Annotated in this window: 12 protein-coding genes; 10 read left to right on the forward strand and 2 right to left on the reverse strand. The window is 59.3% G+C overall.

The window, feature by feature from the left end; all coding sequences use genetic code 11:
* Positions 1–10: 10 nt before the first annotated feature.
* The 3 genes from AC2FFD_RS03950 (at position 11) to mltG (ending at position 3,361) form a co-directional block, all read left to right on the forward strand.
* Positions 11–754 (forward strand): 1-(5-phosphoribosyl)-5-[(5-phosphoribosylamino)methylideneamino]imidazole-4-carboxamide isomerase, encoded by a 744-nt coding sequence (locus tag AC2FFD_RS03950; protein ID WP_496872037.1) that lies wholly within the window; start codon positions 11–13, stop codon positions 752–754.
* Positions 755–937: 183 nt separating this feature from the next.
* Positions 938–2,203: a beta-ketoacyl-ACP synthase II gene (fabF, locus tag AC2FFD_RS03955; RefSeq protein ID WP_170343925.1), complete on the forward strand. Its 1,266-nt coding sequence runs from the start codon at positions 938–940 to the stop codon at positions 2,201–2,203.
* Positions 2,204–3,361 carry an endolytic transglycosylase MltG gene (gene mltG / locus AC2FFD_RS03960; RefSeq protein ID WP_170343926.1) on the forward strand — a complete coding sequence of 386 codons (1,158 nt, stop codon included), beginning with the start codon at positions 2,204–2,206 and terminating at the stop codon, positions 3,359–3,361.
* An 84-nt stretch (positions 3,362–3,445) separates the two neighbouring features.
* Here mltG and AC2FFD_RS03965 read toward each other — a convergent pair whose 3' ends face one another.
* Positions 3,446–4,711, reverse strand: a complete 1,266-nt coding sequence (locus tag AC2FFD_RS03965; protein ID WP_480684061.1) for a DEAD/DEAH box helicase — start codon at positions 4,709–4,711, stop codon at positions 3,446–3,448.
* A 326-nt stretch (positions 4,712–5,037) separates the two neighbouring features.
* Positions 5,038–5,574, reverse strand: coding sequence for a winged helix-turn-helix transcriptional regulator (locus AC2FFD_RS03970; RefSeq protein WP_496872040.1), 537 nt, complete (start codon positions 5,572–5,574; stop codon positions 5,038–5,040).
* Between the two features lie 39 nt (positions 5,575–5,613).
* On the opposite strand from AC2FFD_RS03970, the gene AC2FFD_RS03975 reads away from it, so the two are divergent.
* From AC2FFD_RS03975 to AC2FFD_RS04005, 7 genes are all read left to right on the forward strand, one after another.
* The gene (locus tag AC2FFD_RS03975; protein WP_496872042.1) at positions 5,614–5,991 is read left to right on the forward strand and encodes a VOC family protein; all 378 of its coding nucleotides are present in this window, start codon (positions 5,614–5,616) and stop codon (positions 5,989–5,991) included.
* Between the two features lie 521 nt (positions 5,992–6,512).
* Positions 6,513–7,814 (forward strand): DNA-packaging protein, encoded by a 1,302-nt coding sequence (locus AC2FFD_RS03980; RefSeq protein WP_496872243.1) that lies wholly within the window; start codon positions 6,513–6,515, stop codon positions 7,812–7,814.
* 186 nt (positions 7,815–8,000) lie between these two features.
* The gene (locus AC2FFD_RS03985) at positions 8,001–8,627 is read left to right on the forward strand and encodes a C39 family peptidase (RefSeq protein WP_496872044.1); all 627 of its coding nucleotides are present in this window, start codon (positions 8,001–8,003) and stop codon (positions 8,625–8,627) included.
* Between the two features lie 259 nt (positions 8,628–8,886).
* Positions 8,887–10,047 carry a phage portal protein gene (locus AC2FFD_RS03990; protein ID WP_496872045.1) on the forward strand — a complete coding sequence of 387 codons (1,161 nt, stop codon included), beginning with the start codon at positions 8,887–8,889 and terminating at the stop codon, positions 10,045–10,047.
* Positions 10,040–10,258 carry a GTA head formation protein, RCAP_rcc01685 family gene (locus AC2FFD_RS03995; protein WP_152458319.1) on the forward strand — a complete coding sequence of 73 codons (219 nt, stop codon included), beginning with the start codon at positions 10,040–10,042 and terminating at the stop codon, positions 10,256–10,258. Before AC2FFD_RS03990 ends, AC2FFD_RS03995 begins: the two co-directional genes overlap by 8 nt.
* A gap of 14 nt (positions 10,259–10,272) precedes the next feature.
* A complete protein-coding gene (locus tag AC2FFD_RS04000; protein WP_496872244.1) occupies positions 10,273–10,830 on the forward strand; it encodes an HK97 family phage prohead protease in 558 nt (185 codons plus the stop codon).
* A gap of 34 nt (positions 10,831–10,864) precedes the next feature.
* On the forward strand, positions 10,865–12,043 hold the full coding sequence (locus AC2FFD_RS04005; protein ID WP_496872047.1) for a phage major capsid protein: 1,179 nt from the start codon (positions 10,865–10,867) through the stop codon (positions 12,041–12,043).
* Positions 12,044–12,065: the final 22 nt, after the last annotated feature.

The following is a 12,065-nucleotide window of genomic DNA, read 5'->3' on the forward strand; positions in this document are numbered from 1 at the left end:
GACCGAGCTCATGAGGATATACCCCACTATGGAATTGCAGAACGGCCGGTGTGTCACGTTGGACAAAGGTCGTTTGGACAACGCCATGATTTGGCATGTAAACCCGGTCGAAACGGCGCGAAGCTGGGCCGAAGCGGGCGCCGAATGGATGCACCTGACCGATTTCGACGCGATCGAGGGCAAAGATACCAACGTCGAATTGATTGAAGAGATTATCCGCGCAGCCGAAATCCCGGTTCAGTTGGCAGGTGGTATGCGGACCCGCGAACAGGTCGAACGCTGGATCGACAAGGGCGTCGGTCGCGTTGTGATCGGGACGCTGGCAGCGCGCGAGCCGAAACTGGTCAAGGAGTTGGCCACGCTCTACCCGGATCAAATCGTGCTGTCGGTCGATGTCTGGCAGGGTTTTGTAATGACGGATGGCTGGCGCAGCCAAAGCGTATTCACGCCCGAAGCGTTTATCGACGCATTCGAAGGGGCGCCGTTTGCTGCTATCGTGGTGACGGATATCGACAGCGATATGGAGGACGTCGAGGCTCAGCTCGGCCTGATCTCGGGGCTTGCCAGCCATTCGCGCACCCCGGTGATAGCAAGCGGTGTTGTGCGTACTGCGGATGACATCTCGCGGCTGGCCTATATTCCCAATATCTCGGGTGCGATCGTGGGACGTGCACTGTTTCGCAAGACACTTGACCTGAACGATGCACTGGAAATGGCGAAAACGGCGCATGAGCCGGTGGCACAGTTCCAATAAACACGCTTCGCCCTTTCAATCGGATCCGAGAAAGGGCGGGCACCTGTTTCCGTAACCCAAAGCGGTACTGCTTCGGTTGCCCGGCGGCGGGAAGCCCGCCTGAAATCGCCGTTGCTCTTGCCCCCGCACCCCGGGCCGGGGTAAGAGCGGTTCTCATAACAGGAAGCAGGCAAGAGGCACTTCATGCGCAGAGTCGTTGTAACCGGTCTTGGATTGGTCACTCCTTTGGCCAGCGGGGTCGAGGAAACCTGGTCGCGGCTGCTGGACGGAGAGTCCGGCGCTGGTCCCATCACGCATTTTGATGCGGAAGGCAGTGGTGTCACCACGACCTACGCCTGCGAGGTCCCCCGCGGGGACGGAACCAACGGGACCTTCAATCCCGATGACTGGATGCCGCCGAAAGAGCAGCGCAAGATTGAGGACTTTATCCTGTATTCCATCGCAGCTGCGGAAATGGCCTGCAAAGATGCGAACTGGTTGCCGGAAGATGAAGAGGACCGGCTGCGAACAGGGGTTCTGATCGGTTCCGGCATCGGGGGGTTGGGTTCGATCGCGAATACCGCCAATCTGATCCGCGACAAGGGCCCGCGTCGGGTTTCACCGTTCTTTATTCCGGGTGCTCTGATCAACCTTGCATCAGGTCAGGTGTCGATCCGGCACGGCTTCAAGGGGCCGAACCATTCGGTCGTGACGGCGTGTTCGACCGGTGCCCATGCCATCGGCGACGCCAGCCGCATCATTCGCGCAGGGGACGCAGACGTCATGGTCGCAGGTGGCGGTGAAGGCTGCATCTGCGAGATCGGCATCGCCGGGTTCAACGCATGCAAGGCGTTGTCGACCAAATATGCCGATAACCCCAAAGCGGCCAGCCGACCCTATGACGTGGACCGCGACGGGTTCGTCATGGGCGAAGGTGCGGGCATTGTCATTCTGGAAGAGTATGAACACGCGAAGGCCCGCGGTGCGAAGATCTACGCCGAGGTGCTGGGCTATGGCATGTCGGGTGACGCGTATCACATCACGGCACCGTCCGAGGATGGTGACGGGGCAGAACGCTCGATGCGGGCGGCGCTGCGCAGTGCGGGGCTGGAGCCGAAAGATCTGGACTATATCAACGCCCATGGCACCTCGACCATGGCGGATACGATCGAGCTGGGCGCGGTTGAGCGTTTGCTGGGTGACCACGCCGCGAACGCCACCATGACGTCGACCAAATCGGCAACCGGTCACTTGCTTGGTGCTGCGGGCGCGATCGAGGCAATCTTCTCGATTCTGGCGATCCGTGATCAGGTAGCCCCGCCGACGATCAACCTGGACAACCCTGCGGTAGAGACACCGATTGATCTGGCCCCGAACGCAAAACGCGAGCGTGAGATCAATGTGGCCTTGTCGAATTCGTTCGGGTTTGGCGGCACCAATGCCAGCGTGATCTTCGGAAAGGCCAGCTAAATGTGGCGGGCCATTGCTTCGAACGCGCTGACCATTCTGGTGGTCGGCCTGTTCCTGATGGGCGGACTGATCCTTTGGGGGCAGAGCCAGTACAAGGCCGAGGGCCCGCTTGAAACCGCAATCTGCCTTCAGGTCAGAAGCGGATCGAACATGACACGTGTCAGTCAGCAGCTGCAAGAGCAGGGCGCGATCAGCAGTGCCACGATCTTTCGGATGGCCGCGGACTACACGGATCGGGCGCAGCAGTTGAAAGCAGGCAGCTTTCTGGTACGGGAAGGTGCGTCGATGGAGCAGATCATCGACGAGATCACCAGCAGCGGTGCCAGCACCTGTGGATCCGAGATTGAGTATCGTATCGGTGTGACGCGTGCTCAGACCCGTGTGCGCGAGTTGAACCCGGCGACCCTGGATTTCGTAGAAATCGCGTCGTTTGATCCCTCGGAAGACGAGGTGCCTGAGGCTTATACCGAGAAACGCAACGAGGCGGACACCCGTTACCGCGTATCACTGGCCGAAGGTGTGACCTCGTGGCAGGTGGTCGAGGCGTTGAAGGCGTTCGACGCTTTGACAGGTGAGGTGACCGAGATCCCGGCCGAAGGGATGCTGGCGCCGGACAGTTACGATGTTGTGGCGGGCCAGGACCGTAACGACATTTTGCAGGCGATGCAGGACAAGCAACAATTGCGGATCAATGCCGTTTGGGAAAGCCGTCAGGACGGGTTGCCGCTGCAAAGTCCCGAAGAAATGCTGATCCTTGCGTCGATCATCGAAAAGGAAACCGGAGTTCCGGAAGAACGCGGGCAAGTGGCCAGTGTTTTTGTGAACCGGCTGAAACAGGGGATGCGGTTGCAGACGGACCCGACCGTCATTTATGGCGTTACCAAAGGGCAAGGCACGTTGGGGCGCGGGCTGCGCCGCAGCGAGCTGAACCGACCAACGCCGTGGAATACCTATCAGATAGACGGTTTGCCGCCGACGCCGATTGCCAATCCGGGCCTGGCCAGCCTAAAAGCTGCTGTTGCGCCGGATGACACGGATTTCGTGTTCTTTGTTGCCGATGGCACGGGCGGTCATGCATTTGCCGAAACCTTGCAGGAACACAATCGCAATGTCGCCAAATGGCGCCAGATTGAGGCAGAGCGGAATTCGGGAAATTGATCTGAACGAAATCTGTTTTCGTTCATCGTGTTGCGCCAACGCCGGTCATTGAACCGGCGTTGGCTTTTTTGTGCCGTTCCGACCTTACGCCGCCGGACGTTTGCCGCGTGGGCGTCGCCGCTTGTTTGCCGCGGGTTTTCCTTCCCCGTAGGCGGGTTTGGGTTTGAACCCCCGGCGGCGGTTGTTCGGGCGGCGCGCCGGTTTTTCAGGTTGCACAGCTTCGGGCATCGAGCCACTGGCAACTGGGATTTCGATCTTCATCAGCTTTTGGATCTGGCGCAGCAGATCAACTTCTTCCGCGGAACAGAAGGCGATGGCTTCGCCTTCGCGCCCTGCGCGGGCGGTGCGCCCGATACGGTGGACGTAGTTGTCAGGCACCTCGGGCAGATCGAAGTTGATCACGTAGGCGACGCCCGGAATGTCGATGCCTCGGGCCGCAACGTCGGTGGCCACTAGAATGTTGATTTCACCCGCGCGGAACGCCTTGATCGCGCGATCGCGCTGACCCTGGCTTTTGTTGCCGTGGATGGATGCGGCGTTGTAGCCGTCTGCTACCAGGCCCTTCATCAGCCGTTCTGCACCATGTTTGGTGCGCGTAAAGACCAGTGTCAGGGCATCCACATCTTTCGAAAGGATTTCACGCAGCTTGATTGGTTTTCCGGGTTTGGAAACGAAGTGCAACGACTGCGTAATCTTGTCGGCCGCTTTGCCCGGAGGCGAGACCTGCACCCGCTGCGGGTTGGTCAGGTAGGCGCGGCTGAGCTCTTCCATCTGCTTCGGCATGGTGGCCGAAAACAGCATGGTCTGGCGTGGAGTGCCCAGTGCCGGCGCGATTTTACGCAACGCATGGATAAAGCCAAGGTCGAGCATCTGGTCAGCTTCGTCCAGCACCAGATGGCGGACCGCTCCGAGATTTACTGCACCACGTTCCATCAAGTCTATCAGGCGACCCGGTGTGGCGACCAGAATATCAGTGCCACGAGAGAGGAACATTATCTGCTTGTTGATCGACTGGCCGCCTACAACGGTGGCCACGCGCAGCTTGGTGCCCTTCGTCAGGGTGCGGAGGCTGTCGGCGATCTGGTTCACGAGTTCGCGGGTGGGCGCCAGGATCAGCGCCTTGGAGGTTTTCGGGTCGGGCTTGCCGGGTTGGGCCAGAAGGTGATCGATCAGTGGCAGGCCGAAAGCCAATGTCTTTCCGGTGCCGGTTTGCGCCAGTCCCAGAATGTCGTGACCATTCAGAGCAAGCGGAATCGCCTGGTTCTGGATCGGTGTGGGTTGAGTGAAATTGGCGCGTTTGAGTGCCTCGTTCAGTGCCGGGGCAAGGCCCAGCATATCAAAGTCGAACAAATAACTATCCTTTACAGCCCGGAGCGTTGGCCCGCGGACAGGTCATGACAGGTCGCGCGTTGGCGACCGGCAGGGGTTGTGCGAGACCTCGGAACGAGCAGGTGCATCCTGCGCCATCCGGCCGTCGCGTCAAGAACCCTGCGTGATGGGGAACTGGAATGATGAGTTGGCGCTGTGGGGCGGACGAGGTCCGCTCGGGCTCACGCATCAGCGCTGTGATGTGGGGCACATGAGGGTTTCGCAATGGAATGTCAAGCACTGGTAAGTCTTCTGGTGGTCTTCTGAGTTGAAAGAGGCACTGTTCGCGGCACCGGACTGCCATTGAATTAGTGCGTTAAACCAACGGCCCTGTTGATCGCCATTCCAGTATTCACGGCTTGATAGGTTGGAAATGGCATCCTCTCGGCTGTGTAAATGTCGCGTCGGATCCAGTTTTGTGCTTCCAACTGGTGAAGGGATGAGGACAGCGCCCGATCTGTAATAACCGCAAGACCTGATTTGATGGCCGAGAAACGATGCGGGGTGCCTGCCAACGCCAGAACTGGCACAGTCCATGATTTTCGTAGAAGTTTGATTTCATCCTCAGAGCGGGCGGTAGTAATTATCTTGCTGGCGACCGTGGCGGCCTGGGTTCCGAATGGCGTAAGTCGAAATTCTGGACGTAAAGGGTGCCCATGGCCGGGATTTCTTTCGATCATTCCAAGTTCAATAAGATGAGAAAGGCTGGCTGCAAAGGCCGTTCGGCTAGCGTTGGTCGCTGCCAAAAGCGGGGCTTGCCGGCCCGGAACTTTGGCGTGCAGCAGGGCAAGAATTTTCAGGGACCAAGCCCGCGATGTCAGCTTGACAAGTGTATTTATGTCCATAAAGTATAGTAGCTATATTTTAGATAAAAAGGAAGCCTCATGCCGCTCGTTTCATTGAAAAACACTATCACACTTGCGATGTCGGTGCGGGATCGACATGCCAGCGCGGAATGGTACGCTGCCAAGCTAGGATTTAAGCTTATCCACCACATTGATGAAGCAGGATGGAGCGAAATGCTGACGAATGTCGACGGAGTCACTTTGGGGCTGGGCGAACAGGCCGAAGCCTCTCCGGGGAATTGCGTGCCTGTCTTCGAAGTCGCGGATATCGTGGATGCGCGCAGAAAGTTGGAGGCGGCTGGAGTGGAATTTGACGGCGAAACGGACACGATTGAGGGGATGGTCAGCACGGCCACGTTCTATGATCCGGACAGGAATGCGCTAATGTTGGCGCAGGATTTGACAAGCCAGGGCTGAGAGCATCAGGTAAAGGAATACTCAACACAGCGGTCGCCCTGCGTTGCGCTCGTGTTGCGTAACTTATTGACATTACGTGCGTAATTCCGTACTAATTATGCCATGCTAGAAGAAGTGGGCAACGGCCCCGGGGCGACCCGGTGGCCGTTTCTTGCTTCTCTCGTGCGGAGAAAACTCACGCATGAGGTCACAGGCAAACATGACTTTGATTACCCCGGAAGAGCGGATTTCCCAGACGGCTGAATTGTTGCAGTCGCTTGAGAGGTCCATTCGCGATCTGCGGCAAGCGGCGGAAGACCTGCGCAAACAGATCGGAGCCGGGGAGGATGCAGATCTTGCTGGTTCAGCCAAGCAACTCGGGCAGTTAGAGGGGCTGATCCGAAGTTGTCAGAAAGTGGAGACAAGCTTTGTCGAACAACATCACAGACAAGCCGGAATTGCACAAGGTGGGTACGCGCTCGACCTTGACCGAGCTCGGTTTGAAGTCGGGTGCAGGCTGGCTCGCCTCCGCGCCTGTTGCGGTGCAGAACAGATTTCTGAGTGAGATCGGGGAGGGAGGGCTGTGTGCCCTCCCTTTCCTGTTCGAATTCTGGGCGCTGCCGCATCAGTTGCCGCCCGAGGGCGACTGGCGGTCCTGGGTGATCATGGGCGGGCGCGGTGCGGGCAAGACGCGCGCCGGGGCCGAGTGGGTGCGACAGATGGTCGAGGGGTCTTTGCCGTTGGATCGTGGCCAGGCCTGTCGGGTGGCCTTGGTGGGTGAGACATTCGATCAGGTGCGCGATGTGATGATCTTTGGCGACAGCGGGATATTGCAATGCTCGCCCCCGGATCGTCGGCCGCAGTGGAAGGCATCAGAGCGCAAGCTGGTCTGGCCCAACGGGGCCGAGGCGCAGGCCTTTTCCGCGTATGACCCCGAGGGGCTGCGCGGCCCGCAATTCGATGCGGCCTGGGTTGATGAGCTGGCCAAGTGGAAGAAAGCGGGTGAGACCTGGGACATGCTGCAATTTGCGTTGCGGCTGGGCGAGCGGCCTCGGGTCTGTGTGACGACCACGCCGCGTAACGTGAAGGTTTTGAAGGATTTGCTGGCGTCGCCCTCCACCGTGCAGACCCATGCGCCGACCGAGGCGAACCGGGCCAATCTGGCGGACTCGTTTCTGGAAGAGGTGCGCGCGCGCTATGCCGGCACGCGGCTGGGGCGGCAGGAGTTGGACGGGGTGCTGCTGTCGGATGCCGAGGGGGCGCTGTGGACGGGGTCCATGCTGGAAGCGGCGCGCTGTGCGCAGGTGCCCGATCTGGATCGGGTCGTTGTGGCGCTGGATCCGGCGGTGACGTCCGGTTCAGGCGCGGATGCTTGCGGGATCGTGGTGGTTGGCGCGCAGGTGCAGGGGCCGCCCGAGGCGTGGCGGGCCTATGTGCTGGCCGACCGCACGGTGCAGGGCGTGGGTCCTGCGGGCTGGGCGCAGGCGGCGATTGACGCGATGGATGAGTTCGGGGGTGAACGGCTGGTGGCCGAGGTCAATCAGGGCGGGCAACTGGTGGAAGAGGTCGTGCGGCAGGTAGACCCTCTGGTCCCTTATCGGGCGGTGCGGGCGTCACGCGGTAAGGTGGCGCGGGCCGAGCCTGTGGCGGCTTTGTACGAGCAGGGACGTGTGAGCCATGTGACCGGGCTGGATGCACTGGAGGAGCAGATGTGCCAGATGACCGCGCGCGGGTTCGAGGGGCAGGGCTCACCCGACCGGGTCGACGCGCTGGTCTGGGCGCTGCATGAGTTGGTTGTGGGGCCTGCCGGGGCGTATCGGCGACCGAGGGTGCGGGTGTTGTAAGGATTGGGATTTCTTAAGTCGCAAAAACCAATCAACTGCTTTGAGCCCTATTCAAAAACGCTCAAATGGCATTCGGCATTTTGCTTCGCTACTTTTGCCTGAAAAAGAAGTTCAAAAGCAGAACCTTTCGGCTCAATTTGACTGCTACAGAATAGTTAGAATACGCTTCTGGAAAAGGAGGACGAAGTGTATTTTACGATTGTTCTGTCATTTGTGTTTCTTATTTTCATTTCGCCGTTGGCAAACGCTGAAGTCGGTTGGCGCGAGGGAGCTGTTTCACACCGGAAGTTGCCACCCCCGGGCATAACAGAGTCTTACGTCAGATTAGATGTTCCTCATATAAGGCAAGGCGAAAATCTGTGCGTACCAACTTCGGCGGCAATGGTTGTTCAGTATTTTGGGGGTAGGATTGATCCCCTTGAGCTAAAAAACATTGCTGAAGGTCACAAGCCCAAAAGCCAAAGAAATTCAAAGTTTACATATTGGAGAGATGCCAACTACGCTCTTCGCAAGTATGGGTATCGGTGGAAAATTCGCGATTACCCAAAATCATCCTCCGGCTTTAAATCTGGTCTTCGCGATATAAAGGCAAGTTTGAGAAAAGGCCGCCCGGTACTTATCGATGTCCATCAAGATGAAGGTCACACGTTTGTCGTCATGGGCTTTAATGATGAAGCACAGGTTGTCTACATTCGCGATCCAAACTTGCCAGGAAAGCAGTCTCGCATCTTGAGTTATGCGGTACTGAAGGAAAATTGGCACAACCATAGGTTCGCGAACAACCGCAGTGCTTTTTTCGCTTATCCGAAATAGTCTGGGTTAAACTGCTGGCTTCGTACTGCTCATCCGGAAAAGAGTTTTGAACCCGTAAAACTCAGAGTTCGTTTGAAGAAAGCGAACAGTGGCTTTTTCTGTGAAGCGGCAGTCTCAAACTATGGCTGTGATGGATCGTGGCAAAGGGCTGAGATAGGCGTTGCCCAACCCCCGAACGCCCCATTCCCGAGGTTTAAACTTCTTTCCGTCATAACTCCTTTCAACAAGCCGGGCAGAGCGGCGGCAGAAAGGAGCACAGATGGTATTCGATTTCTTGCGTCGTGGATCGGCTGAAGCGGCGCCCGAGGCAAAGGCAAGCGCGGCGGGGCCGGTGGTGGCGTTGCAGACGGGCGGGCGCGTGGCCTGGAGCCCCAGGGACGCGGTGTCGCTGACGCGGACGGGATTTTCGGGGAACCCGGTGGGGTTTCGTTCCGTCAAGCTGATTGCCGAGGCGGCGGCGGCTCTGCCGTTGGTGTTGCAGGATCAGGCGCAGCGGTTTGATACGCATCCGATCCTGTCCCTGATGCGCCGTCCGAATGCGGCGCAGGGGCAAGCGGAGTTGATGGAGGCCTTGTTCGGGCAATTGCTGCTGTCGGGCAATGCTTATGTCGAGGCGGTTCAGGCCGACGAAGGGTTGCCGGTCGAGCTGCACGTGCTGCGATCTGATCGGATGAGCGTGGTGCCGGGGGCGGATGGGTGGCCCAAGGCGTATGACTATGCGGTTGGCGGCAAGAAGCATAGGTTTGCGGCGGAAAACATCTGCCATATCAAATCGTTCCACCCTCAGGATGACCATTACGGGTTCTCGCCGATGCAGGCGGCGGCGATGGCGATTGATGTGCATAACAGCGCGTCTCGTTGGTCGAAGTCGCTGCTGGACAATGCGGCGCGGCCTTCGGGGGCGCTGGTGTGGAAAGGCGATGGCCACGGGGTGATGGCCGAAGATCAGTTCCGGCGTCTGTCAGACGAGATCGAGCAGAACTATCGCGGGGCGCGCAATGCAGGCCGTCCGATGGTTCTGGAAGGGGGGCTGGATTGGAAGCCGATGGGGTTCTCTCCGTCCGATATGGAGTTTCAAAAGACCAAGGAAGCCGCCGCCCGCGAGATCGCGCTGGCCTTCGGCGTCCCGCCGATGCTGCTGGGGATACAAGGCGACGCGACCTATTCGAACTATCAGGAGGCCAACCGGGCGTTTTATCGCCTGACTGTTCTGCCTCTGGTGACGCGGGTGGCAGCGGCGGTGTCGGACTGGCTGGCGGGCTTTACCGGCGAGGAGCTGGTGTTGAAGCCTGACCTGGATCAGGTGCCTGCGCTGTCCGCAGAACGGGATGCGCAATGGGCGCGGGTCAATGGGGCCGACTTCCTGACCGATGCCGAGAAGCGTGCCTTGCTGGGCCTGCCGGAGCGTGCGGATGGGTGAGGGGTATCCCTCGTTCGAGTGCGCGCCAGGTCTGCGTCTGGCTGCGCATGAGCGGGTGGCCGAGATCCAGCATGCACATCTGTGCCGGCGTCTGGATCAGATCGAAGAGATGATGGAGCGGCTGGAGCGCCGGCTGTGGCTGACAGTCTATGGCGTGGCGGCGGTGATCCTGGCGCAGGCGTTTCAATCCCTCTTGGTGGTGGCGCCATGAGTTCAATGGGTTACATGGAGAAGTTCATGGATTTGGAACATAAGTTCGCACGGTTCGGCGACGGTTTGTCGGTTACGGACGATGCGGTAATCGAGGGCTATGCGAGCCTGTTTGGGCAGGTCGATCAGGGCAGTGACGTGGTCCAGCGTGGGGCGTATCAAAGCTCGCTTGACGGGCTGGCCAAGGCGGGGCAGCGGGTCAAGATGCTGTGGCAGCATGATCCAGCCCAGCCCATCGGCGTGTGGGACGAAGTACGCGAGGACGACAAGGGGCTGTGGGTCAAGGGGCGTCTGCTGGAGAGCACGCAGAAGGGCCGCGAAGCGGCAGAATTGATCCGGGCGGGTGCGATGGATGGTCTGTCGATCGGTTATCGCACCAAGCGGGCCGTGAAGAATGACAAGGGCCAGCGGGTCCTGACCGAACTGGAGCTGTGGGAGGTGTCATTGGTGACCTTCCCGATGCTGCCCAGTGCGCGGGTGGCGGCGAAGGGAAGGACACCTGACGCCGAGGAAGCCCTGCGCTGTATTGCCGACGTATTCAACGATGCCCGGCAGGAGCTGGCGCGGAACTAGCGCGCCTCAAAACCACTCAGAACAGGACATGCTGATGAGCAAGACCGAAACCCCGGCCTTGACCGGAGAGGGTGCGCCCCTGGTTCAGGAGGTGAAGCAGGCGATGGCTGGCTTCGTGAATGAATTCAAGGGCCTGAAAGCCAAAGTTAACACAAAACTGCAACAGACAGAAGAGCGACTGACCATGCTGGATCGTAAATCAACTATCGCGGCACGCCCGCATCTTGCCGCTTCGATCGAAGACGGAGCCCCGCATCAGAAGGCATTTGACGCCTATGTGCGGTCCGGCGAAGATGACGGGCTGCGCGGCCTCGAGATGGAGGCCAAGTCCCTGTCCACCGCGGTCAACAGCGATGGTGGCTATCTGGTTGATCCGCAGACCGCCGAGACGATCAAGTCGGTTTTGAACTCGACGGCCTCGATCCGTTCGATTGCATCGGTTGTGAATGTCGAGGCAAATTCGTTCGACGTGCTGATCGATCACACCGATGTAGGTGCGGGCTGGGCGGACGAAAACTCGGCCACGGCGGAAACCGGAACGCCGTCGATCGATCGCATCTCGATCCCGCTGCACGAGCTGAGCGCGCTGCCCAAAGCGTCGCAGCGTCTGCTGGATGACAGCGCCTTCGATGTCGAGGGCTGGCTGGCCGGGCGTATTGCCGACAAATTTGCACGCGCCGAGGCGGCGGCATTCATCAACGGTGATGGCGTCGACAAGCCCAAGGGGTTGATGATCCACCGCGCGGTTCCGAATGATGGCTGGTCCTGGGGCAGCCTTGGTTATGTCGCGACCGGTATTGATGCGGGTATTGATGCGGATGCGATTGTCGATGTGGTTTATGCGCTGGGCGCGCAATACCGGGTCAACGGGACCTTCGTGATGAATTCGAAGACCGCAGGTGTGATCCGCAAGTTGAAGGACAGTGATGGCCGCTTCCTGTGGTCCGATGGTCTGGCCGCAGGTGAGCCGGCGCGTCTGATGGGCTATCCGGTTCTGATCGCCGAGGACATGCCGGATGTGGCAACCGACAGTTTCTCGATTGCCTTTGGTGATTTCCAGGCCGGTTACACCATTGCCGAGCGTCCTGATTTGCGCGTGCTGCGCGATCCGTTCAGCGCCAAGCCACATGTCCTGTTCTATGCGACCAAACGCGTCGGCGGCGATGTCAGCGATTTTGCTGCGATCAAGCTGTTGAAATTCGGCACCGCCTAACGCGGGCTGAATCCGGGGGGCC

This window comes from Ruegeria sp. YTSC002, from assembly GCF_059609845.1.

Coding starts and splice junctions, on each gene's coding strand:
- AC2FFD_RS03975 (WP_496872042.1), top strand. CDS start 5,614: ATGCCGCTCGTTTCATTGAAAAACACTATCACACTTGCGATGTCGGTG.
- AC2FFD_RS04000 (WP_496872244.1), top strand. CDS start 10,273: ATGGAGAAGTTCATGGATTTGGAACATAAGTTCGCACGGTTCGGCGAC.
- mltG (WP_170343926.1), top strand. CDS start 2,204: ATGTGGCGGGCCATTGCTTCGAACGCGCTGACCATTCTGGTGGTCGGC.
- AC2FFD_RS04005 (WP_496872047.1), top strand. CDS start 10,865: ATGAGCAAGACCGAAACCCCGGCCTTGACCGGAGAGGGTGCGCCCCTG.
- AC2FFD_RS03970 (WP_496872040.1), bottom strand. CDS start 5,574: ATGGACATAAATACACTTGTCAAGCTGACATCGCGGGCTTGGTCCCTG.
- fabF (WP_170343925.1), top strand. CDS start 938: ATGCGCAGAGTCGTTGTAACCGGTCTTGGATTGGTCACTCCTTTGGCC.
- AC2FFD_RS03995 (WP_152458319.1), top strand. CDS start 10,040: ATGGGTGAGGGGTATCCCTCGTTCGAGTGCGCGCCAGGTCTGCGTCTG.
- AC2FFD_RS03950 (WP_496872037.1), top strand. CDS start 11: ATGAGGATATACCCCACTATGGAATTGCAGAACGGCCGGTGTGTCACG.
- AC2FFD_RS03990 (WP_496872045.1), top strand. CDS start 8,887: ATGGTATTCGATTTCTTGCGTCGTGGATCGGCTGAAGCGGCGCCCGAG.